The sequence below is a fragment of the Curtobacterium sp. MCBA15_001 genome (genome assembly GCF_001864835.1).
Classification (GTDB): domain Bacteria; phylum Actinomycetota; class Actinomycetes; order Actinomycetales; family Microbacteriaceae; genus Curtobacterium.
Map to the genome: position 1 here is coordinate 106,978 of NZ_MJGI01000004.1, position 22,542 is coordinate 129,519.

Here is a 22,542-nt window from a genome sequence, read left to right on the forward strand (position 1 = left end):
CCCCGTCGCTTCGACCGCGATGACCGAGACCGTGCGCCGCGCTCGTTCGACCGCAACGACCGCGACCGTGCACCCCGTCGTGGCAACGACGAGCGTGCGCCCCGTCGCTTCGACCGCGACGACCGCGCCCCTCGTTCGTTCGACCGCAACGACCGCACCGACCGCCAGGCCCCCTCGACCCGCGGCCACTTCGTCCCCGCGGACGACGTCAAGCTCGACAAGCTCAAGGCCGAGGCCACCGTGGCGGCCGACGTCGAGGGCGTGACCTTCGGCGACCTCGGCATCGGCGGCAACATCTCGCGCACCCTCGCCGAGATGGGTGCCTCGAGCCCGTTCCCGATCCAGGCCGCGACGATCCCCGACGTGCTCGCCGGCAAGGACGTCCTCGGCCGCGGCCGCACGGGCTCCGGCAAGACCATCGCGTTCGGTGCGCCCCTCGTCGAGAAGCTCATGGAGCACGGCGGCGGCACGAAGCGTCGCATGGGCCGCGCCCCGCGAGCGCTCATCCTCGCGCCGACCCGTGAGCTCGCGCTGCAGATCGACCGCACCGTGCAGCCGATCGCCCGCTCGGTCGGCCTGTTCACGACGCAGATCTACGGCGGCGTCCCGTACGGCCGTCAGGAGGGAGCGCTCGAGCGCGGCGTCGACATCATCGTCGGCACGCCGGGTCGCGTGCAGGACCTCATGAACAAGGGCAAGCTCGACCTCAGCGAGGTCGTCATCTCCGTGCTCGACGAGGCCGACCACATGTGCGACCTCGGGTTCCTCGAGCCGGTACAGGAGATCCTCGAGGCGACCGCCCAGGTCACCCCGCAGGGCAACCGTGCGCAGAAGCTGCTGTTCAGCGCGACGCTCGACACCCAGGTCGCGGCGCTCGTCGAGCAGTTCCTGCACGAGCCGAGCGTGCACGAGGTCGCCGGCGAGGACCAAGCGTCCTCGACGATCGACCACCGCGTGCTCGTGGTCGAGCAGCGCCAGAAGGACCAGCTCCTCGAGGAGCTCGTCGCCGGCGAGGGCAAGACGATCGTCTTCGCCCGCACCCGTGCCTACGCCGAGCGGCTCGCCGACCAGTTCGAGGACGCCGGCATCCGCGCGACCTCCCTCCACGGGGACCTGAACCAGTCGCGACGGACCCGCAACCTGCAGATGCTCACCAGCGGACGGGTGAACGTGCTCGTCGCGACCGACGTCGCCGCCCGTGGCATCCACGTCGACGACGTGTCGCTCGTCGTGCAGGCCGATGCGCCCGACGACTACAAGGCGTACATGCACCGCTCGGGCCGCACGGGTCGCGCCGGCAAGGAGGGAACGGTCGTCACGATCGTCCCCCGCGGCCGCATCCGCAAGATCGAGGGCATCCTCGAGCACGCCGAGATCGAGGCGGAGATGGTGCAGGCGGCGCCCGGTGACGGCATCGTCGCCGAGCTCGCCGCGCGCTGATCGCATGTGACCACCTGACCGGAAGGAGGCCCGGTGCCAGCTGGCACCGGGCCTCCTGTCCGTTCCGCGTCAGCGGTTGAAGAACAGCAACCCGCGCACGTAGCCGGCCTGGCCGGCGTGCTGCGTGCAGTCGTCCAGGATGCTCACCAGGCGCGCGCCGACGGTGACGGGCGGGTCCCACGCGTCGTCGACCACGGGGTCGAGGTCGTCCGGGCCGAGCGTGCCGAGGTACGCGACCGTGCGGGCGTGCACGGCGTCGAGGTACCCGGTCAGCAGCGCCGCCGAGGCGCGCACCCGGCCGACCTCGTCGCGGGACATGCCGTAGCCGAGCGCCTCGGGCGCGAACGGCAGGCCGAAGCGGTCGAACCAGCCGTCGGCGGTCCAGACCTGCTCGGTCCCGGCCAGGTCGGCGATCTGCGCGTCCTGGCCCCGGGCGATGTGCCACGCGAGCCAGGCGAGCGTGTTCGCGCCGGCGGCCGGACGCGACGCGAGCTGGTCTTCGGAGAGTCCCTCGACGGCGCGGGCGACGGTCGCCGGGACGCGGGAGAAGGCTTCGATGAGGACGTCACTGGGGGTCATGTCCTCGACGCTACGCCAGCGCGCGACGACTGCTCGGGCTCGGCGGGACGACTGCTCAGGCGGTGCGGGCGCCGCTGCGTCGACCGAGTTCGTCGCCGAGCCGGGCGAACGCGTCGGTCAGGGCCTGGCGCTGGGACGGAGCGATGACCTCGCGGAACGCCGCCGAGTAGACGGCGCCGATCTGCTGCGCGACGGCCTCGCCGGACGGGGTCAGGTGGAGCAGGATGCTGCGCCGGTCGTTCGGGTTCGGGCGACGCTCGATGTGCCCACGCTGCTCGAGCCGGTCGATGAGCGACGTCATCGCCCCGGTCGAGAGCTCGAGGTACTCGCCGGACTGCTTCGGCGTCACGCCCGCGCCGTCCGCCGAGGCCAGGAAGAACACGAACCGGCTGTCGGTGGCGTTGAGTCCGCGAGTCTGGCTCTCGTGGTGCAGCACCCGCGCGTGCTGGGTCTGCATGAGCCGGAACGCCGTCATCAGGCGACCGAGGTCGCTGTCGGCGACGCCGTCGACCGTGCTCGTGACGGGCGAGGCGGGCGCGGGGGACTGCGCGGGGATCGTGACCGGTGCGGTACGGGTGGCCGTCATGAGGGCTCTTCTCGGGTGGGTGTCGCTCGGGGCACGGGCATGCCGCCGTGCCGCTCAGTCAACAAGTATCTCAACCATTGAACTACCCCCAGCTGTGGGGGCATTGCTTCTCTTGTGAGCATCACGGAAGGGAAGTAGCTTGATGGTCGTACCAAACCAGTACACGGCACCACGCACCACACCGGCCTGCAGCGCGACCAACCACCGCGGTCCCAGACCACCCACCGATCAGATCTCTTCCTCCGGGAGTACCGCCATGCCTCGTGTCACCCCTCGCGCCGCTCGTCTCGCCGCCTGGATCGCCATCCCCGCCGCCCTCGTCGCTTCGGGTGCCGTCGTCTCGACCGCCTCGTACTCGGCCTTCTCCGCCACCACGGTGAACCCCACCAGCAACTGGACGGCCGGCTCGGTCGCCCTCTCCGACGACGACAACAACACGGCCCTGTTCACCGCCACGGCGCTGAAGCCGGGCTCGACGGGCGCGAACTGCATCACCGTGACCTCCACCGGGTCGCTCGCCTCGACCGTCAAGCTCTACGCGACGAACCCGCAGACCACCAACGCGCTGGCGTCGAACATCACGCTGACGATCGAGCAGGGGACCGGCGGCGGCTTCGGCTCGTGCACCGGCTTCACCCCCGCGGCATCGCCGAACGGCACGATCACGCCCGCGAACACCACGCTCGCGAGCTTCGGGTCGAGCAGCACGAACTTCGCCACCGGACTCGGTTCCTGGGCCCCGACCGGCTCAGGCTCGGAGTCGCGCGTCTACCGCGTCACCTACACGGTCAAGTCGGACGCGCCGAACTCGGTGCAGGGCGGGACAGCGTCGCTCGGCCTCACCTGGGAGGCCCAGAACAGCTGAGCCGCGCGCTCCACACCCGCAGGTCGCCGCGTCCCCACGTGAAGGCAGTCATGGTCAGTACCGCAGAGCAGGGTCCTCCCTCGTCGCGTCGTGCGGTCCGTGACGCCGTCGCGTGGGGACGCGTCGTCGTGGGGACGAGCGCACGCGGGGTCGTGGCGACGCTGCTCGGGCTCGCCCTGTGGGCCGCCGCGCCCGCCGTCATCGGCTGGCACCCGACCACCGTGATGACCGGCTCGATGGAACCCCGCCTCCGACCGGGCGACGTCGTCGTGTCGCGCCCGGTGCCGGCGACGGACCTCCGGATCGGCCAGGTCCTGCTCGCCGACGACCCGGACCAGCCGGGGCACCTGCGCATGCACCGCGCCGTCGCGACCGGCCCCGAAGACACGGTCGTCACGAAGGGCGACGCCAACCCGGGACGCGACTCGACCCCGGTGGAGCCGTCGGCGGTGCACGGCGTCGCCTCGCTGCGGATCCCGGTGGTCGCGGCGCCGATCGTCTGGATGCGCGACGGCGCCTGGGCGAAGGTCGCGCTGGCCGCCCTGGCGTTCGGTGTGGTGCTCTGGCTGTGTACGGTCGACGGCGCCCTCCGGCGGTCCGGCTCCGCGCCGGAGGACGACGAGGACGAGGACGGCGAGGGTGGTCCGCGCCACGCTGCGGACACCGGCCGGGAGGCCCCCCGCGCCGCCGGCACGTCGGCGCGGGTCGAGGGTCGGTCCGGACGGCACGTGCTGTTGCGTCAGGACGTCTCGTCACGTCGCGCGGTGCGCCGCCCGGGTCGAGACGGGCGCCGGCGCGGTCGGGGCGCCGTCGCCGCGGTGGCGCTGCTGGTCACCGGGGGCGTCGGCGTGCTGGTGCCGGCACAGGCGGTGGCCGGGCCCTTCACCCGCACGACCGTGAACCCGGCGTCGACGTTCGCCGCGACGACCCCGGTCGCCGTCACCGGACTGACCTGCACCAACAACGCGGACAAGTCCGTCACCATCGGGTACACGTACTCCGGCGTCGCCGCGAACTCCTTCGACGCGCTTGCCGGCTCCACCGTCGTCGGGTCGAGCCCCGGGACGCAGCGGAGCATCGTCGTCAAGGGGCAGAGCATCCTGAGCCTCGGGACCCCCGTGAACGTCGCCGTCCGGACGGACCTCGGTGGCTCGTGGACCGCCACCAGCCAGACCATCGCGATCAAGACCGCCCTGCTCAGCACCGACCTGTCCTGCTGAACCCACGCGTCCTCCACAGGCCGACGCGCGGCGTCCGGAGATGTCCGTCGTCGCGGCTACCGTTGCCGCATGCGCATCCTGCACACCGGCGACTGGCACCTCGGGCGGACCCTGCTCGGGGCCGACCTGCTGGCGCACCAGGCGACCTTCCTCGACCACCTGGTCGGCGTCGTCGTGCAGCGCTCGGTCGACCTGGTCGTCGTCGCGGGTGACGTGTACGACCGGGCGATCCCGCCGGTCGACGCCGTGCGCATGCTCTCCACCGCGCTCGAACGGCTGTCCGCCGTGGCCACCGTCGTGGTGACGCCCGGCAACCACGACTCGGCAGCCCGGCTCGGGTTCGGTGCCGGCGTCATGACCGGACGCGTCCGGATCCTCGCCGAACCCGTCCACGTCGCCGACCCGGTCGTGGTCGACGACCCGGACGGCCCCGTCGCGGTCTACGGCATCCCGTACCTGCAGCCGGACCTGGTCCGGCACGCCCTGTCCCCGGTCCCCGACGAACCACTCCCGCGGTCGCACCAGGCCGTCGTCGCCGCGGCGGTGGACCGCATCCGCGCCGACCTGGCGACACGGCCGGGGACCCGCTCGGTCGTCGTCGCCCATGCCTTCGTCGGCGGTGCAGAGCCGAGCGACAGCGAGCAGGACATCCGCGTCGGTGGCGTCGACCGCGTGGCCGAGTCGGTCTTCGCGGGCTTCGACTACGTCGCACTCGGACACCTGCACGGGCCGCAGCGCGTCGGATCGGACGACCGGATCCGGTACGCCGGCTCGCCGTTGGCCTTCTCGTTCGGCGAGCGTGCCCACACCAAGTCGGTCACGCTCGTCGAGCTCTCGGCGGACGGCACCGTCACCGTCGAGCTGCTGCCCACCCCGGTGCCACGCCGTCTGGTGGACGTCCGGTCGACGATCGGCGCCATCGAGTCCGGGGACCACGCGCAGGACGCCGACGCCTGGGTCCGCGTCGCGGTGACCGACGCCGTGCACCCCGAGCGGATGTACGCCCGCGTCAAGGACCGGTTCCCGTACGCGCTCGCGATCACGCACGAACCGGCCGACGCCCCCGCGCGCACGGCCGGACGGGCGGTGACGGCGACCTCCGACCCGGTCGAGGTCACCGCCGACTTCGTCACCTTCGCCACCGGTGCGGCCCCCTCGGCCGACGAACTCGTGGTCCTCCGTGACGCGTACGAAGCCGCGGCGGCGACCCTCGCCGACCAGGACCGGGCGGCGCGCTGATGTACCTGCACCGACTCGAACTCCGCGCCATCGGTCCCTACCCCGACCGTGTCACCATCGACTTCGCCGCGCTCGCCGCCTCCGGGGTCTTCCTGCTCGAGGGGCCGACGGGCTCGGGCAAGTCGACGATCATCGACGCGGTCGTGTTCGCGCTGTACGGCGGGCTCGCGGGCAGCGACGCCAGCAACGACCGCCTGCACAGCCAGCACGCCGACCCCGCGGTCGAACCCTTCGTCGAGCTCGTCTTCGAGACGGGTGCGGGGGTGTTCCGCGTCCGTCGGACACCGCAGTACGACCGACCCAAGCAGCGCGGGACCGGGACCGTGCGGCAGAACGCGTCCGCCACGCTCGTGCGCCTCGCCGGACCGGCAGACCCGGCGGGTGAACCCGTCTCCGCGCGCGCACAGGAGATCGGTGCTGAGGTCACCCGCATCGTCGGGCTGGACCGCGCGCAGTTCCTGCAGACGGTGGTCCTGCCGCAGGGCGAGTTCGCGCGCTTCCTGCGGGCACCAGGGGAAGACCGTCGGAAGCTCCTGCAGTCGCTGTTCGGCACCCTCGTCTACGACAGCACCGCCGACGAACTCGCCGCCCGGCGTCGGGCCGCTGCAGCACAGGTCGACGCCGCGGACGCCGGTGTGCGGGACAGCCTCGCGCGCTTCGCCGAGGCCTCGGGTGTCGGTGACGCCGCCGAGTCGTCCGTGCCCGAGATCGTGGCCCAGGTCCGCGCCGCGGCCGACGCCGCCGAGACCGCCCGGGCGGACGCAGCAGTGGCAGCCACGGAAGCCAGCGCGCACGAGCAGCTCGTCCGCGCCCGCGTCGTCGCGCTCGAGCGCCGCCGGAGCCTGCTCGGACGGGCCGCCGCGCTCGACGCCACCACCGCTGCCGTCACCGCCACCCGTGACCGACTCAGCACTGCCGAGCGTGCCACGCGGGTCGCGACGGTCGCCGACGGGCTCGACGCCGCCGTGGACCGGGCGACGGCGGCCCTGCGCGACCTCGAGGCCCTGCGGGACGACCACGGCGCCCGCGGGATCGACGTCGCCACCGAGCTGGGCCGCCTGTCCGAGGTCGTCGCCGGCGTCCGGCACCTGGTGCCCGTCGCCGCGTCGCTCCCGGCACGGGTCCTCGCCCTCGACGCCGCCCGAGCCGACGTCGCCGTGCTGCGTCTGCGCCTGACGGAACTCGACGCGGCGCTCCAGGTCCGGCCGGCTGAGCGCGCGGAGCTCGTCGCACGGGCGCAGGTGGCGGCCACCGCAGCAGCCGACGTCGAGCCCGCCCAGCTCGAGACGGACGCCGTGCAGGCACTCCGGGACACCGTGGCGGCGTGCGCGGCGGCGGACGGTCGCGTCGTCGCGGCCGAGTCCGTCGTGGCGTCGGCGCGCACCACGGCGAGCGCCGCGGTGCAGGCCGAGCAGCACCTGCGCGAACGGCGGATCGCGGGCCTGGCGGGGGAGCTCGGCGCCGCCCTGGCACCGGGTGACGCCTGCCCGGTGTGCGGCGCGCTCGAGCACCCGGCGGTCGCCACACCGCAGGACGACCACCCCACCCCCGCGCAGATCGACGCGGCCGCCACTGCCGCTCGCCGTGCCGAGCAGGCCCTCGCCGACGCTGCCGCCGGTCTCGCGGTCGAACGGGCCGAGCACGAGCGGCTCCTCGCCGTCGTCGGTGACCTCGATGCCCAGGTGCTCGAGACCCGCGCTGCCGCGGCTGCCGACCGGCTCCGGGCAGCGCGGGCAGCGGCGGACGCGCTGCCGGGACACGACCGTGCCGTGGTCGCACACGACGAAGCGACCCGGGCCCTCGAACACGACCACGCCGCGATCGGGACGGAACGCCAGGTGCTGCTCGCCACGACGCAGGCCGACCAGGCCCGGATCGCCCTCGACACCGATGCGGTCGAGACCGCTCGCGGGCTCCTGGTCGCCGAACTGCACGGGCACGCCCCGGACCTGACGTTGCCGACTGCCGTCACCGCGCTCGACGAACGGATCACCGCGCTCGGCACGGTCGTCCGGGCAGCGGAACGGCACCGGACGGCCGACACCGTCGTCGCCGAGCGCACCGCCGAGGTGGCTCGTGTCGTGGCAGACCACGACTTCGCCGACGTGGCCGCTGCGCGGGCTGCGGTGCTGGAACCGTCAGTGGCCGCTCGGCTGCGCGCCGAGGTCGAGCACGCCGACCGGGAACGTGCGGTCGTCGATGCCGGTCTGGCGGAACCCGCAGTGGTGGCCGCTGCGCAGGACGAACGCGCAGCCGACGACGGGACCGCCGACGGCGGACTCGACCCCGAACTGGCTCGTGCGACTGCGGTCGCAGCCGCGGCCGCACTCGACCTCGCCACGCGTGCGGCGACCACCGCGGCCGACCGGGCCCAGGCCGCCGAGCGGTGCGCGGCCGACCTGGCGCGCGCCGTCGCCCGGCGCGAGACGACCTCCACCGAGAGCCGTGCCGTGGTCCGCCTGGCCGACATCGCGGCAGGGGCGCCGGGTCACAACACGACCGGGGTGACGCTGGGTACCTACGTGCTGATGCGTCGGTTCGAGGACGTCGTCGCGGCGGCGAACGACCGCCTGCGGACGATGCTCGGCGGGCGCTTCACCCTCGAGACCTCGGACGAGCGCGAGACCGGCAGCCGATCGCGTCGCACCGGCCTGGCCCTCGCGGTGCGCGACCACACGACCGACACCACCCGTGACCCACGCAGCCTGTCCGGCGGCGAGACCTTCACGGTGTCGCTCTGCCTGGCACTCGGGCTCGCCGACGTCGTGCAGGCCGAGGCCGGCGGGGTGTCGCTCGGCACGCTCTTCGTCGACGAGGGGTTCGGCACGCTCGACCCGGAGACGCTCGACGGCGTGGTCGAGCAGCTCGCACGCCTGACCGCGGGTGGACGACAGGTCGGCATCGTCAGCCACGTCGAGGAACTCAAGCAGCGGATCCCCGAACGCATCGCCGTCCGGCGCAGTCCCGGCGGCGGATCGCACGTCACGACGACGGTCTGATGCCGGACGCCGGACGCCGGACGCCGGACGCCAGACGTCAGGGTGTGGGCACGGCAGACGTGTCGACCGTGCCGTCGGGCGGCGGCAGGATGTCCGCCGCGATCCACGGGAACACCCAGGTGAACAGCACGAAGACGATCGCCACGAGCAGCACGACGAGTTCGAGGATCTTGAGCGCGGTCGGTCCGGGCAGCAGGCGCCAGACCAGGGGGAAGATCACTTGGCGGTCTCCGACAGTTCCTTCGGGGTGCCTTCCGACACCGGCATCCAGTAGTCGAGCTTGGCGTGCACGATGTAGCGCTCCTTGGCGGACCACATCGGGTGGCACGCGGTCAGGGTGAGCCAGCGGTCCTCGGCGGACGGCTCGACCCCCGGCTTGTTCGGCACCGGCGCGATGGTCTCGATGTGGTCGGGGGTGACGATCTGACTGTCGGTGACCTTGTACACGTACCAGACGTCGAACCCCTTCGCCGCGTCGGTCACACGCACGACGATCGCGTCGTTCGTCTGCAGGTCGGCGATCTGGTTGAGCGGCTTGCCGTAGGTGACCCGGTGCCCGGCGACGGCGAAGTTGCCCTCGGCGCCCGGCATCGCCGTGTCCTGGTAGTGCCCGAGCCCGATCGTGTTGAGCACCTTCTCGCGGTCCGTGCCCTCACCGATGGGGCGGTCGTAGTCGGCACCGAAGCGGGGGATCTGCATCGTGCCGAAGACCGAGGACAGCCCCGGCGGCTCCGCGAGCACGGGGGCCTGGTCGCGGTGCTCGGTCGGGGTGGGGTTCGCCGTCGGTGCCTCGGTCTGGCCGAGGTCCTTGATGAGCGAGGACTGGTGCTGCACCGCGACCACGTCGGTCCACCACGCGGTCCACAGGACGTACAGCCCCGTGCCCGCACCGGCGAGGATGAGGAGTTCGGCGAGCAGCGAGACGAGGGCACCGCCCACGGTCTGGCGTGGCCGACGGCGTCGTGTCCGTCGGGCGGGCTCGTCGTCCGGAGCACTCGACGGCGGGGGGAGTGTCTCGTGCGAGGTCACGTGGCTCCTGGTCCTGGTCCGGTCGTCCCGGCGTCGTGGTTGACGACGCTCAGGACCATCAGACCACACCGACATGACGATCAGGGCCTTCTCCACAGGATGGGTACCGTGGCGGGATGGCTCCTGTGATCCGTCGCTTCGATCCCGCCGACACCGAGGCGGTGGTGGCCCTCTGGAAGGCCTGCGGGCTCGTGCGCCCGTGGAACGACCCGCGCCGCGACATCGCCCGCAAGCTCACGGTCCAGCCGGAGCTGTTCCTGGTCGCGACCGACCCGGCGACCGACGCGACCAGCGACGGCGGCCAGCACGGAGACACCCTCGTCGCCGCGGGCATGGCCGGGTTCGACGGGCACCGGGGTTGGGTGAACTATCTGGCGGTGCGCCCGGACCAGCAGGGGTCCGGGCTGGGGCGGGCGCTCATGGCCGAGTTCGAACGGCTGCTCACGGCGCTCGGCTGCCCCAAGCTCAACCTGCAGGTCCGCGCCGGCAACGACCGCGTCATCGGGTTCTACGAGTCGCTGGGCTACGCCGACGACCGGACGGTCTCGATGGGCAAGCGGCTCATCCCCGACGACTGACCAGCAGATCCGACGACTGACCACCGGACCCGGCGGTCGATCGGGGACGACGCTCGGTCACGCCAGGGCCAGCGCCACCGAGGCGCCGAGCGCCAACACGATCCCGGCACCCTGCAGCGGCGTGAGCCGTTCGCGCAGCACCACCCCGGCGAGCACGACGGTCCCGATCGGGTAGAGCGCGTTGAGGACGCTGATCACCGGCAGCGTCGCCGGGTCCGCGCTCGAGTGCAGCCCGGCCTGGATGCACACGTTCGCCAGGGCGTCGAACACCCCGCAGGCAACGACGACCATCGCGAGCCGACGCCCCGGGCCGCGCCGAGCAGTCGACCCGGCCACGTCGCCGACGCCCGCCGACGCCGGGAGGCGAGCCGCGCCTCCAGACCGGCCGGACGACCCGCCGGACGACCGGTCAGACGACCGGCCGGACGACCGAGCGGGAGACCGCCCGGAGGACGCGACCCCCGCCCGCGCGGACACGAGCGCCGCCGCCCCCAGCAGCACCGCCTGCAGCACCCGCGCCACCACGAGCGGCGCGATCCCGGAGTCCGACGGCGTCTCGTTGAAGGCGAGCACGATCCCGCCGAACCCGCAGCCCGCGACGGCCGCCGCGGCCACGCCGCGCGCCGTCACGCGCGCGCCGCCCGGGTCACGGACCGACGCGACCAGGACCACGGCGACCACCGCCACCACCAGCGCGCCGACGGCCACCGGGGACAGCACCGTGCCGCGCGCCACCGCGACGACGACCGGGACGACCGCCGCGAAGACGGCGGTCAGCGGCGAGAGCACGCTCATCGGCCCGATCGCCAGCGCCGCGTAGAGCAGCAGCACGCCGACCGACCCCGCCAGCCCGCCGACCGCACCCCACAGGGACCCGGTCATGGTGAACCGGCCTCCGAACAGTGCCAGTCCGGCCAACAGGGGCACGATCCCGACGGCGGCTGCGACGGCGGCGACGGTCACCGGCCGCACCCGCCGCGAGGCCACCCCGCCCAGGAAGTCCGCGAACCCGTACACCAGCGCCCCGCCGAGGCCGAGCAGCACCGTGATCACGGGTCCCATCCTGCCGTGCCCGGTAGATTGCGCTGCGTGAGCGTTCCCTACACCCGACTCTTCCGCGTCGACGGCCGGTGGCGGTGGTGGCGTCCGCTCGTCGCGCTGGCGTTCCTCGCCGGGTGGTACCTGGTCACGCAGATCCTGATCACCGTCGCGTACTTCGTCCCGATCGGTGCGACACAGGGCCCGCAGGGACTCATCGACCTCGAGCAGAGCCTGACGAGCGGTGCGCTCGACCCCACCGACCCGCTCGTGCTCTCGCTGTCGTTGGTGTCGCTCGTGATCCTGCTGCCGGGGATCCTGCTCGCGGTGAAGATCGCCCGACTCGGGCCGGCGAACACGCTGTCGTCGGTGCGGTTCCGGGTCCGGTGGGGCTGGGCCGCGTGGTGCGTGCTGCCGACGCTGGTGATCGCGGCGATCATGTTCGTCGTGCAGACGGGGTTCGGCTCCGCCGACGGCATGTTCACCTTCGACGGTGGCTTCGGCTGGAACACCCCGGCCATCGGGCAGTCGACGGTGTCCATCGGCACGCTCACCCTGACCATCGCGATGGTGGTGCTGCTCGTGCCGTTCCAGGGCGCCGCCGAGGAGTACGTCTTCCGCGGCTTCCTGATGCAGTGGATCGGGTCGTGGATCCCGGTGCGCATCGTCGGCACCGTGGTGGCCGTCGTCGTCTCCACCGTCGTGTTCGCGCTGCTGCACATCCCGAACGGCTACAACGTGTGGGGGATCCTGGACGTCGGCTCGTTCGGGTTCGTGGCCGCGATCATCGTCATCCGCACCGGCGGCCTCGAGGCCACCGTCCTGCAGCACGCCTTCAACAACATCATGATCTTCGTGCTGCAGGCTCCCGGCTGGTCGAAGGTGTCCCTGGACTCCTCGAACAGCACCTGGCAGAGCTGGCTCTTCACGCTCGGCACGTCGCTGCTGTACTGGGGCATGGTCGAGTTCCTGGCACGGTGGCGGAAGCTCGACCGGCGCTTCGCCGGGTCGGAGACCCCGCGGTTCCGCGGTCCGGTGCCGACCTGGGCGCGCGGCACCCGGTGGACCCAGCCGGGAGGCCCTGGTTGGCCGGGTGCACCGGCCCGCTCCGAGGGGGTGGCCGGGCCCACGGCGTCGGGCGACCTCCTGACGAAGGCCCCGCCTGTGGATGCCTCGCCTGTGGAGGACGAGGTGGGTGTCGCCCGCCGACCGTAGGCTGGTGGCATGAGCGCCACCACCCCTGCCGTCGCGCCTGCGTCGGGCGCCTCGCGCTCGGCGGCGCAGGACGTCCTGCACCGTGTGTGGGGCTACGACGACTTCCGCGGCGAACAAGCGGCCATCATCGACCGGGTCGTCTCCGGGGGCGATGCCCTCGTGCTCATGCCGACCGGCGGCGGCAAGTCGCTGTGCTACCAGGTGCCCTCGCTCGTGCGCGACGGCGTCGGGGTCGTCGTCTCGCCGCTCATCGCGCTGATGCAGGACCAGGTGGACGCCCTCGCGGCGAACGGGGTCAAGGCCGCGTTCCTCAACTCCACGCAGGGGCCGGACGAGCGTGCCCGCGTCGAGCGTGCCGTCGTGCAGGGCGAGGTCGACATGCTCTACCTCGCACCGGAACGCCTCCGGCTCGAGTCCACCCGTACGCTGCTCGACCGGTCGCGGATCGCCCTGTTCGCCATCGACGAGGCCCACTGCGTGGCGCAGTGGGGGCACGACTTCCGCCCGGACTACCTCGAGCTGAGCGTCCTGCACGAGCGCTGGCCGACCGTGCCCCGCATCGCGCTGACGGCCACCGCGACGCCGCAGACCCACCGCGAGATCTCCGCCCGGCTCGGACTCGACGACGCCGCACACTTCGTCGCCGACTTCGACCGGCCGAACATCCAGTACCGGATCGAACCCAAGACCGGCGCGTTGCAGCAGCTGCTGACGTTCATCCGCACCGAGCACAAGGGCGACGCCGGCATCGTCTACTGCCTGTCGCGCAACTCCGTCGAGCGCACGGCCGCGGCCCTGGTCGACCAGGGGATCCCGGCGCTGCCGTACCACGCAGGTCTCGACGTGCGGGTCCGCGAGCGCAACCAGTCCCGGTTCCTGCGCGAGGACGGCATCGTCATGGTCGCGACCATCGCGTTCGGCATGGGCATCGACAAGCCCGACGTGCGGTTCGTCGCCCACCTCGACCTGCCGAAGTCGGTGGAGGGCTACTACCAGGAGACCGGTCGCGCCGGGCGTGACGGTCTGCCCTCGACGGCGTGGTTGGCGTACGGGCTGAACGACGTCGTCCAGCAGCGGCGGATGATCGACCAGTCCGAGGGGGACGCCGCCCACCGTCGGCAGCTCAGCGCACACCTCGACGCGATGCTCGCCCTGTGCGAGACGATCGAGTGTCGTCGTGTGCGGTTGCTGGCGTACTTCGGGCAGGAGTCGACCGCGTGCGGCAACTGCGACACGTGCATCGCCCCGCCCGAGTCCTGGGACGGCACCGTCCCCGCGCAGAAGCTGCTCTCCACGATCGTCCGTCTCGACCGCGAGCGGGGGCAGCGGTACGGCGTCGCGCACCTGGTCGACATCCTCGTCGGCAAGCAGTCGCCGCGCGTGCAGGAGCTCCGGCACGAGTCCCTCGCGACCTTCGGCATCGGCGCCGACCTGTCCGAGGGGGAGTGGAAGACGGTGGCGCGGCAGGTCCTGGCGCAGGGGTACGCCACGGTGTCCGGCGACGGGTACGGCACGCTCGTGCTCAGTCCGACCTCCGCCGAGGTGCTCTCCGGCCGGGTGCAGGTGCGCATGCGCCGCGATCCCGTCCGGCAACCGCGTGCCGCACGTGCACGTCGGCAGGTCGTGTCCGACATGCCGCAGGAGGCGGTCGGCCTGTTCGAGGCGTTGCGTGCCTGGCGGGCCGGACAGGCGCGCGAGCAGGGCGTGCCCGCGTACGTGGTGTTCAACGACGCCACCCTGCGCGGCATCGCTGCCGTCCGCCCCTCCGACGTCGACCAGCTCGCCGAGATCTCCGGGGTCGGTGCTGCCAAGCTCGAGTCCTACGGCCGTGCGGTGCTCGACGTGGTGGCCGCGTCCGACCTGGGCTGAGCGCACCTGGCCGGTTCATGCCCCTCGCGGCATGTGGTCGGGCGGTCCCTGGCTACACTCGGACGTCCTGCCCGAGGAGGTCGCTGGTGCCCGGTTCGTCGTTGTCTGCCACCGTGCTCGGTCGTGCCGTCGTGGCCCCGCTCGCACGCATGCTGTGGCGGCCGAAGATCATCGGGCGCAAGAACGTCCCCCGGCACGGTGCGGTGATCCTCGCGAGCAACCACCGCTCGTTCATCGACTCGCCGGCGATCACGATCATGGCGCCCCGGCAGGTCTCGTTCCTGGCGAAGCAGGAGTACTTCACGGGGACCGGCATCCGCGGGGCGGTCTCCCGCGCGTTCTTCAGCGGCATCGGGGCGATCGGTGTCGAGCGTGGCGCGGGAGCCGCGGCGCAGCAGGCACTCGACCTCGGTCTCGAGCGGCTGCGTGACGGCGAGGCCTTCGCGATCTACCCGGAGGGCACGCGGTCCCTCGACGGACGCCTGTACCGCGGACGGACCGGCGTCGCCTGGCTTGCCCTGACGAGCGGCGCCCCGGTCGTGCCCGTCGCCCTCACCGGGACCGAGGACGTCCAGCCCGTCGGCGCGAAGGTCCCGAAGCTGGCCCGCGTGACGATCGAGTTCGGCCAGCCGCTCGACCTGTCGCACTTCGGTGAGGCGTCCTCCGGACGCGCCCGACGACACGCGACCGACGCGGTGATGGCGGCGATCCAGGCGATGAGCGGGCAGGAGTCCGCCAACGCGTACAACAACCCGCCGGCCACGATCGTCGAGCGGGTCCGTCGCGCGCTGCACCGTGACGACCCGAGCGAGGCCGTCGAGCCGGACTGAGTATTGCGCATCAGAAATATCAGTGGTTCAATGGACGCAACCTGTCCGCGAACTCCTGATCAGGAGGAATGCGCATGTCCACCACGCCGCTCTTCGACGCCATCGCTCGGCAGTCCGACGCGGCCGGTCCCGCACCGACCTCGGCGATGTCCGCCCGTCCCGCGCCGACCTCGCCGCTGTCGGCTCCGGTGCCGCCGACCCGTTCCACGTTCGTGCCCGCGGCACTCGTCGCCGCCATCGACGAGATCCCCACGGCTGCCGTCGCCGCAGTGCAGCGCGAGCACCGCTTCACGGCCGAGCAGCGCGCCCTGGTCGAGGCCGTGGCCGACGCGGTGACCCGTGCCGTCGTCGATGCCGCCGTCGCCGAGGTCGACCGCATCCTCGCGGCCGGCGTCGTCCGCTCCTGAACCGGTGCGTCCCACGACCGGACCTCTGCCGAAGCGTCCACGGGGCGCCGAGCGTGCCCAGGCGAACCGCTCGTTCGGTGCCCGCGCCGTCGGGACACCGGCTGCCGGGACCCCGGCCGCTCTCGTGCCTGACCCGCACGCCACGACCTCCGGGGCGACGGTGACCACGCCCGCCGCCCCGGAACCCACCTCGCGCACCAGGGGACGCCGCGCCGCGCAGCGAGCCCCGCGACCGTCCCGACCGCGCCCGCCCCGTGTCGTGCTGCAGCCCCGTGTCGGCCTGCAGCACGGTGTCGTCCCGCAGCACCGTGTCGTCCTGCAGCACCGTGCGGTGACCAGCCTGACGCTGCCGACCCGGACCGCGGTGATGCCCCTCGGCGTCGTCGCGCTGGTGACCTGCTTCCTGGTCGCTGCGTCCACCCCCGCCCAGGCCGCTGCCGAGGCGACCGGCGTGGCGGTGTCGGTGCGGGCCTCCGACCCGACCGCCGGCGGCGCGTCCCAGGCCTTCACCGCACCGGTGGGCTCGGCCGTCGACGTCGTACGCGACGGGTTCGCCGTCGGGTCCGCCGGGGTGCCGGGCGTCCCGATGGGCAGCGACGCCGTCCGCCCCGTCGACGGGTCCGTGCCGACCGCCGGCGGCTTCGGTTCCCGCTGGGTCCGCGGCTGCGGAGCGTGTTCGACGAACCACCAGGGGCTCGACTTCGCCGCCGTCTCGGGATCGCCCGCGGTCGCCGCGATGCCCGGTCGCGTGGTCGCGGCCGGGGTCCTCGGCGGCTACGGCGACCAGGTGCTCGTGCAGCACACCTCCGGTGTGCAGACCCGCTACGGCCACCTGTCGGCGATCGACGTCCGCGTCGGGCAGGTCGTCGCGGCCGGGGAGCGCGTCGGGGCCGTCGGCAGCACCGGGGTGTCGACCGGACCGCACCTGCACTTCGAGGTCATCGTCGACGGCCGCCCGGTCGACCCTGCGGACTGGCTGCGAGCACGCGGCCTGCTCTGAACCCGGCGCGCGTACCGTTCGACGAGCCGGCGGCAGGGAGCCGCCCGTGGAACGGAGTCGCGACGTGCGTGTGACGGTGCTGGGAACGGGGGCCATGGGGGCCGGAGTGGCGCAGTCGCTCCTGCGTGAGGGACACGAGGTCGTCGTCTGGAACCGGACCCCGGAGCGCGCAGCGCCCCTGGAGCAGCACGGTGCGACGGTCGCGACCGAGGCCGGAGTCGCCGTCGAGGGCGCGCAGGTCGTCCTGCTCACGCTGTTCGACACGGATGCCGTGGTCGACGTGCTCGACCAGGCAGCCGGGGACGCGCCGACCGACGCGGTGTGGGTGCAGTGCTCGACCGTGGGTGTCGCGGGGACCGAGACCGTGGTGCAGCTGGCCGCGAAGTACGGCATCACGCTCGTCGAGGCGATGATGCTCGGCACGAAGGCGCCCGCGGAGCAGGGGAAGCTGACGATGCTCGCAGCCGGGCCGTCGGACACGCTCGACCGGATCGACCCGGTGCTCGACGCGATCGGCGCGAAGACGGTCCGCGCCGGGGAGCGCGTGGGTGACGGCACGGCCCTGAAGCTCGCGGCGAACGCCTGGATCGCATCGATCACGGCGGCGACCGCGCAGTCCCTCGCCGTGGCGCGGGGGCTCGGCATCGACCCCGCGCTGTTCCTCCAGGCGATCGACGGCACGGCGAGCGACTCGCCGTACGCCCACACGAAGGGCGAGTCGATGCTGGCGGGCACGTTCCCCGCGCAGTTCGCGCTCGACGGGCTGCGGAAGGACATCGGGCTCATCACGGACGCGGCCCGGGCATCCGGGGTCACGACGACGCTGCTCGAGGCCCTCGGCGCGGTCTACGCCGACGCCAGCGCCGCCGGTCACGGCGGTGACGACATCGCCGCCGTCACGTCCGCGTTCTGACCCAGCCGCTACCGCCGGAACCAGCGGCGCAGGGTGGCGCCGAGCCGGCCGACGGCCTCGTCGTTCATGGTGTTCGCCAGGTCGAACGCCTCGCGCGCGGGGTCGCTGCCGTCCCGGATGCGGCGGAGGGCAGCGTCGGCACGGGCGCGCGCGTCGAGCTCGGCGAGGGGCATGTCGTCCTCGGGCTCGTGCTGACGCGACTGGCTCATCCCTGCACGCTACGCGGAGCGTGGTGCGCGCATGCCGTCCCCGTCGCTGCTGTTCGCGGCGGCGCGGTCGGCGTCGATCTCGTCCACGACGGACGTCATCTCGTCCAGGAAGTCGACGATGACCGCCATGTCGTCCCCGGGCAGGTGCTCGGCGACCTCGAGCGTGCGGGTGTCGAGGTCGTCGATCACCCGGATGGCCTGGCGCATCGACGACCCGGAGGCGCTGAGGATCACACCGCGGCGGTCGTCGGGGTCGGGGCGCCGTTCGACGTGCCCGCTGCGCACCAGCCGGTCGACGAGGGCCGAGGTGGACGCTGCGGTGATGCCGAGACGCTCGGCGAGTTCCTTGGCGTTGGTGGTGCGGCCGGAGGTCTCGGCGTCGATCAACAGCCGTAACGCCAGCAGGGCGTTCTCGCCGATCCCCAGTGCTTCCCGCGCGCGGCGCTGCGCTGCGCTCTCGGCCGTGCGGTAGCGCCGGAGCGCGTTGAGCACGTCCACTGCATCGACCCGGGATCCTTCTCCGTACCAGAACCCCGGGGCGCCTGTCGTCACCTCGGAAGTCATGGACCCAATGCTAGACGCTCTAGTTAGATTGTCTAGCGAAGGAGCCGATCTCCGCGTCCGCAACACCCGTGACGCGGCTCCGAAACACCGGCGCAACGCGCGGTCAGTAGGTTCGCCGCATGCAGGAGTCGCGGTGCTGAACCGACTCGCGGGGAGTGTGTTCCGCGTCGGGGCCGCAGTCGAGCGCGCCGACGTGATCGCCCGACTCCTCGACGCGTACCTGGCGAAGCCGGATGCGGGCACCGGACCGGAGGACGCGGTCACCGGGCGCGAACTCCGGATCGTGGCGGGGGCCTCCACGGGCGGCGCACGCCGGTCGTTCGCCGACCGCACCGCCACGCTCGAGCTCCTCGCCCTCGACCGGCACGAGCCCGCCTCGATCGCCCACGCGGTGGCGGTCGCCCGCGACGACGCACGGCGAGCGCGGGACGTCGTCTCGACCGAGCTGTGGGAGTGCCTCAACGTCACCCGTTCGCGGATGCCCCGGAAGATCGCCAGCGGGCGCGAGCACGAGTTCCTCGCCTGGGTGCGGGAGCGGAGTGCCCTGGCCGTCGGAGTCGTCGAGGGCGACGCCAGCCGCGACGAGGTCTGGGAGTTCTTCACGCTCGGCCGGTCGCTCGCGCGGTGTGCGGCCACGGCACGGCTGCTGGCGTCGGACCTGCTCGACCCGGAGTCGTCGCGGTCCTGGGCCACCGCGCTGCGCGCATGCGGTGTCGACGAGGCCTTCCACCGCGAGGCCCGTCCGGGCGCCCCGGCGTCGGAGGCGGCCGCGTTCCTCCTGCTCGACGGGCACTGCCCGCGGTCGATGGCCTTCCTCACGAGCAGGGCCGAGGCGTGCCTGGCGGACGTCGCGCCGACCCTCGTGCCGGAGGGGCTCGCCGAACTCCGCGAGGCCGGCCGTGCACTCCGGACGATCCCGCCCGACGACGCGGTCGAGGCCGCTCGTCCGGCCGGGCGCCGACTGGCCTCCGTCGCGGACCGCGTCGCGCGTGCGCTCGACGAGCGCGTCTTCGCGGTCGCCACCGCGCGCTGACCGCGTTCCATCCGCCGGACGGGAGGCGCGCTGCGGGCACGCCCCGCGCCTCCCGTCCGGTGCGCCGCCGCTCTCCGCGCCCCTCCTCGCGAAAGCGACAGTTCTCCGTGAACGTTCCGGCCCGATCTGTCGCTTTCGGGAAGGAGGCCCGGGGCTGGCAGCGAGATCTGTCGCCTTGGCGAGGTGGACCGGCGGGGCGCGGGGGCGCGGGGGCGCGGGGGCGCGGGGCTACACGCCGCTGGAGCGGCTGGACACGGCCTCGTCGCGGGCCAGGTCCTGACGGAGCGCCGCACGCGCGGCCCGGGTGCCGACCACCGGGATCGAGTGCGTGACGGCCAGGTGCAGCGGGGTGTCCGCGTCGTAGCGGACGCGGTAGTGCTGCCACCGCACCAGCCACACCAGAGCGATCGCCAGCGCGACGAAGCCGGACGCAGCCCCGACGCCGATCGCCCACCGCGGTCCGGCGGCGTCGGCGATGGCGCCCACGATCGGAGCGCCGATCGGGGTGCCGCCCGCGAAGATCGCCATGTAGAGCGCCATCACACGACCGCGCATCGCCGGCTTCGTGGTGGTCTGGACGAGGGCGTTCGCGGTCGTCATGAACGTCAGTGACGCGAGCCCGACGAACACCAGCACGATCGCGAACGACCAGTACGTCGGCGCGAAGGCCGCGGCGGTGCAGGCCAGGCCGAAGCCCGCGCTGGCGACGACCAGCAGGCGCATCCGAGGTCGGTCGCGCCGTGCGGACAGGAGCGCGCCGAGCACCGAGCCGATCGCCATCACGGAGTTGAGCAGCCCGAACTCGCCGGCGCCCTTGTGGAACTCCACGCGGGCCATGGTCGAGGTGAAGATCGGGAAGTTCACGCCGAACGTGCCCACGACGAAGATCATGCAGAGCACGACGATGATGTCCGGCCGGGTCCGCACGTAGCGGAAGCCCGCCATGATCTGGCCCTTGCCGCGCTTGGCCCGGACCCGTTCGGCGAGCTGCTCGGGGTCGACGAACTTCAGGGCACCGAGGACGGCCGCGAAGGACGCCGCGTTGATGACGAACACCCATCCGGAGCCGATCGCGGCGATGAGCACGCCGGCGACCGCGGGGCCGATGAGCCGGGCGGCGTTGAACGAGGCCGAGTTCAGCGCGACGGCGTTCGAGACGTGCTCGCCGGTGACGACGTCCGACACGAAGGCCTGGCGCACCGGGGTGTCGAACGCGGCGACGACGCCGAGTGCGAGCGCGAACCCGTAGAGCGACAGCAGCGTCGCGGTGTTCGTCAGGACCATGATGCCGAGCCCCAGCCCGAGCATCGCCATCAGCGCCTGCGTCAGCATGAGGGTGCGGCGGCGGTCGAAGCGGTCGGCCACGAGCCCGGTCCAGGGGAGCAGGAGCAGCTGCGGGCCGAACTGCAGGGCCATCGTGGTGCCGACCGCGATGGCGTCGTTGTGGGTGAGCTGCGTCAGGACGATCCAGTCCTGCGCGGTCCGCTGCATCCAGGTGCCGACGTTCGACACCAGGGCACCTGCGAACCAGATGCGGTAGTTGCGTCCCGACAGGGACCGGAACATGGCCGTCACTGGTGGGCCAGCCTCCTCATGATCTCGGTGGCGTCGGCGAGGACGCGGCGTTCGGCGGGGGACAGGGCGGCGAGCTTCGGCGAGAGCCAGCCGTCGCGGCGCCGTCGGGTCTCGAGCACGAAGTCGATGCCGGCAGGGGTCGCGCCGATGAGCACCTTGCGGCGGTCGTCGCCGTGCCCGCCCTTCGAGACGAGACCGCGTTCGACCAACGCGGCGACGGTCTTCGTCATCGACGGCGGGGTCACCCCGTCGCCGCGGCTCAGCTCCGCCAGGGTCATCGGGCCGTCGCGGTGCAGCCGGGCGAGCGCCGAGAACATCGCGTCGCTGACGGTGGTGTCGGCCTTCTGCGCACGGAGGGTCCGCGACAGCCGGTTCACCGCCACGCGGAGGTCGGTGCTGAGCGACGCGTGCGGCTCGGAGCGCTTCGGGGTCTCGGTCATCGTCACGGTCGTTAGCCTACCTCATTAGTTCAGCGAACGAACTAGTTGTCCTCCGGAATGCCGACCGGGGGAGTATCGTTCCCACTGTGGACAACAGGTGTTGTTCATCAACGAGCAGAGGGAAGTGCACAATGTCCGAGTTCGAGGGCAAGGTCGCCATCGTCACCGGTGGCGGCAGCGGCATCGGTGAGGCCATCGCCAAGGAGCTCGCAGCCGCGGGCGCGGCGGTCGTCGTCACCGACATCAAGCAGGACGCCGCCGAGCGCGTCGTCGCCGAGATCGAGCAGGCCGGCGGCACCGCAGCGGCCGTGCAGGCGAACTCGGCCGTCGCAGCCGACGACGAGCGTGCCGTGCAGTTCGCGGTGGACACGTACGGCGGCCTGCACCTCGCGGTCAACAACGCCGGCATCGGCGCCGCGCCGCAGCCGATCGGCGAGTACGACATCGCGGCGTGGGACCGGGTGCGCTCGGTCGACCTCGACGGCGTCTTCTACGGCATGCGCTACGAGATCCCCGCGATGCTCGCGGCCGGCGGTGGCGCGATCGTGAACATGTCGTCCGTCCTCGGCTCGGTCGGCATCGCGCAGAACGCCGCCTACGTCGCGTCGAAGCACGCGCTCGTCGGGCTGACGAAGGTCGCCGCGCTCGAGTACACGTCGCAGGGCGTCCGCACGAACGCCGTCGGCCCGGGCTTCATCGACACGCCGCTGGTCCGCTCGTCGCTGTCGGCGGACGAGCTGTCCGCGCTCGAGGCGCAGCACGCGACCGGGCGGCTCGGCACCGACGCCGAGGTGGCCGCGCTCGTGCTGTTCCTGCTGAGCGACAAGGCCTCGTTCATCTCCGGCAGCTACCACCTGGTCGACGGCGGCTACTCCGCCCACTGACGCGCAGAGCGACGGGAGGCCCCGCTCACG

General features: G+C 72.8%; 23 protein-coding genes. 14 read left to right on the plus strand and 9 right to left on the minus strand.

Going from position 1 to position 22,542, the window contains the following annotated elements:
* Positions 1-1,440, plus strand: a 1,440-nt coding sequence (locus BIU90_RS01910) for a DEAD/DEAH box helicase (RefSeq protein ID WP_083403607.1), incomplete at its 5' end; no start/stop codon positions are given.
* Between the two features lie 69 nt (positions 1,441-1,509).
* Here the strand turns inward: BIU90_RS01910 and BIU90_RS01915 are convergent.
* Together BIU90_RS01915 and BIU90_RS01920 are read right to left on the minus strand one after the other, a co-directional pair.
* Positions 1,510-2,019, minus strand: coding sequence for a DUF664 domain-containing protein (locus BIU90_RS01915; protein ID WP_071298552.1), 510 nt, complete (start codon positions 2,017-2,019; stop codon positions 1,510-1,512).
* A 55-nt stretch (positions 2,020-2,074) separates the two neighbouring features.
* Positions 2,075-2,605 (minus strand): MarR family winged helix-turn-helix transcriptional regulator, encoded by a 531-nt coding sequence (locus tag BIU90_RS01920; RefSeq protein ID WP_071298553.1) that lies wholly within the window; start codon positions 2,603-2,605, stop codon positions 2,075-2,077.
* A gap of 256 nt (positions 2,606-2,861) precedes the next feature.
* On the opposite strand from BIU90_RS01920, the gene BIU90_RS01925 reads away from it, so the two are divergent.
* The 4 genes from BIU90_RS01925 (at position 2,862) to BIU90_RS01940 (ending at position 8,928) form a co-directional block, all read left to right on the plus strand.
* Complete coding sequence (locus tag BIU90_RS01925) at positions 2,862-3,470, plus strand: hypothetical protein (protein WP_071298554.1); 609 nt, start codon at positions 2,862-2,864, stop codon at positions 3,468-3,470.
* Positions 3,471-3,520: 50 nt separating this feature from the next.
* Complete coding sequence (locus BIU90_RS01930; protein ID WP_071298555.1) at positions 3,521-4,690, plus strand: S26 family signal peptidase; 1,170 nt, start codon at positions 3,521-3,523, stop codon at positions 4,688-4,690.
* A 69-nt stretch (positions 4,691-4,759) separates the two neighbouring features.
* Complete coding sequence (locus BIU90_RS01935; protein WP_071298556.1) at positions 4,760-5,929, plus strand: exonuclease SbcCD subunit D; 1,170 nt, start codon at positions 4,760-4,762, stop codon at positions 5,927-5,929.
* The gene (locus BIU90_RS01940) at positions 5,929-8,928 is read left to right on the plus strand and encodes an AAA family ATPase (RefSeq protein ID WP_071298557.1); all 3,000 of its coding nucleotides are present in this window, start codon (positions 5,929-5,931) and stop codon (positions 8,926-8,928) included. Before BIU90_RS01935 ends, BIU90_RS01940 begins: the two co-directional genes overlap by 1 nt.
* Positions 8,929-8,965: 37 nt before the next feature.
* On the opposite strand, the gene BIU90_RS01945 is transcribed toward BIU90_RS01940, so the two are convergent.
* Together BIU90_RS01945 and BIU90_RS01950 are read right to left on the minus strand one after the other, a co-directional pair.
* Positions 8,966-9,148, minus strand: coding sequence for a hypothetical protein (locus tag BIU90_RS01945; protein WP_254786910.1), 183 nt, complete (start codon positions 9,146-9,148; stop codon positions 8,966-8,968).
* Positions 9,145-9,957: a class E sortase gene (locus tag BIU90_RS01950; protein WP_254786911.1), complete on the minus strand. Its 813-nt coding sequence runs from the start codon at positions 9,955-9,957 to the stop codon at positions 9,145-9,147. The genes BIU90_RS01945 and BIU90_RS01950 overlap by 4 nt, the downstream gene beginning before the upstream one ends.
* A gap of 116 nt (positions 9,958-10,073) precedes the next feature.
* On the opposite strand from BIU90_RS01950, the gene BIU90_RS01955 reads away from it, so the two are divergent.
* Positions 10,074-10,535: a GNAT family acetyltransferase gene (locus tag BIU90_RS01955; RefSeq protein WP_071298559.1), complete on the plus strand. Its 462-nt coding sequence runs from the start codon at positions 10,074-10,076 to the stop codon at positions 10,533-10,535.
* A gap of 57 nt (positions 10,536-10,592) precedes the next feature.
* Here the strand turns inward: BIU90_RS01955 and BIU90_RS01960 are convergent, their stop codons facing one another.
* Complete coding sequence (locus BIU90_RS01960; protein WP_071298560.1) at positions 10,593-11,588, minus strand: hypothetical protein; 996 nt, start codon at positions 11,586-11,588, stop codon at positions 10,593-10,595.
* A gap of 36 nt (positions 11,589-11,624) precedes the next feature.
* Between BIU90_RS01960 and BIU90_RS01965 the strand changes: the two genes are divergently transcribed.
* The 6 genes from BIU90_RS01965 to BIU90_RS01990 all read left to right on the plus strand — a co-directional run bounded on the left by BIU90_RS01965 (position 11,625) and on the right by BIU90_RS01990 (position 17,807).
* Positions 11,625-12,788 (plus strand): CPBP family intramembrane glutamic endopeptidase, encoded by a 1,164-nt coding sequence (locus BIU90_RS01965; RefSeq protein ID WP_071298561.1) that lies wholly within the window; start codon positions 11,625-11,627, stop codon positions 12,786-12,788.
* A 9-nt stretch (positions 12,789-12,797) separates the two neighbouring features.
* Entirely contained in the window at positions 12,798-14,657 is a 1,860-nt protein-coding gene (gene recQ, locus BIU90_RS01970) for a DNA helicase RecQ (protein WP_071298562.1), read from the plus strand.
* Between the two features lie 86 nt (positions 14,658-14,743).
* On the plus strand, positions 14,744-15,487 hold the full coding sequence (locus BIU90_RS01975) for a 1-acyl-sn-glycerol-3-phosphate acyltransferase (protein ID WP_071298563.1): 744 nt from the start codon (positions 14,744-14,746) through the stop codon (positions 15,485-15,487).
* A gap of 74 nt (positions 15,488-15,561) precedes the next feature.
* Positions 15,562-15,894 carry a hypothetical protein gene (locus BIU90_RS01980; RefSeq protein WP_139195062.1) on the plus strand — a complete coding sequence of 111 codons (333 nt, stop codon included), beginning with the start codon at positions 15,562-15,564 and terminating at the stop codon, positions 15,892-15,894.
* Positions 15,895-16,153: 259 nt separating this feature from the next.
* Entirely contained in the window at positions 16,154-16,894 is a 741-nt protein-coding gene (locus tag BIU90_RS19135; RefSeq protein ID WP_071298565.1) for a M23 family metallopeptidase, read from the plus strand.
* A gap of 64 nt (positions 16,895-16,958) precedes the next feature.
* Entirely contained in the window at positions 16,959-17,807 is an 849-nt protein-coding gene (locus BIU90_RS01990) for an NAD(P)-dependent oxidoreductase (RefSeq protein WP_083403629.1), read from the plus strand.
* A gap of 8 nt (positions 17,808-17,815) precedes the next feature.
* On the opposite strand, the gene BIU90_RS01995 is transcribed toward BIU90_RS01990, so the two are convergent.
* The gene (locus BIU90_RS01995; protein WP_071298566.1) at positions 17,816-18,016 is read right to left on the minus strand and encodes a hypothetical protein; all 201 of its coding nucleotides are present in this window, start codon (positions 18,014-18,016) and stop codon (positions 17,816-17,818) included.
* A gap of 9 nt (positions 18,017-18,025) precedes the next feature.
* Positions 18,026-18,580: a MarR family winged helix-turn-helix transcriptional regulator gene (locus tag BIU90_RS02000; RefSeq protein ID WP_071298567.1), complete on the minus strand. Its 555-nt coding sequence runs from the start codon at positions 18,578-18,580 to the stop codon at positions 18,026-18,028.
* Positions 18,581-18,713: 133 nt separating this feature from the next.
* On the opposite strand from BIU90_RS02000, the gene BIU90_RS02005 reads away from it, so the two are divergent.
* The gene (locus tag BIU90_RS02005) at positions 18,714-19,613 is read left to right on the plus strand and encodes an alpha-E domain-containing protein (RefSeq protein WP_071298568.1); all 900 of its coding nucleotides are present in this window, start codon (positions 18,714-18,716) and stop codon (positions 19,611-19,613) included.
* Between the two features lie 228 nt (positions 19,614-19,841).
* On the opposite strand, the gene BIU90_RS02010 is transcribed toward BIU90_RS02005, so the two are convergent.
* Both BIU90_RS02010 and BIU90_RS02015 read right to left on the minus strand, forming a co-directional pair.
* Entirely contained in the window at positions 19,842-21,188 is a 1,347-nt protein-coding gene (locus BIU90_RS02010) for an MFS transporter (RefSeq protein WP_175470110.1), read from the minus strand.
* The gene (locus BIU90_RS02015) at positions 21,185-21,628 is read right to left on the minus strand and encodes a MarR family winged helix-turn-helix transcriptional regulator (RefSeq protein WP_071298569.1); all 444 of its coding nucleotides are present in this window, start codon (positions 21,626-21,628) and stop codon (positions 21,185-21,187) included. Before BIU90_RS02015 ends, BIU90_RS02010 begins: the two co-directional genes overlap by 4 nt.
* Positions 21,629-21,759: 131 nt before the next feature.
* Between BIU90_RS02015 and BIU90_RS02020 the strand changes: the two genes are divergently transcribed.
* The gene (locus tag BIU90_RS02020) at positions 21,760-22,512 is read left to right on the plus strand and encodes an SDR family NAD(P)-dependent oxidoreductase (RefSeq protein WP_071298570.1); all 753 of its coding nucleotides are present in this window, start codon (positions 21,760-21,762) and stop codon (positions 22,510-22,512) included.
* The last annotated feature ends 30 nt before the right edge of the window (positions 22,513-22,542 follow it).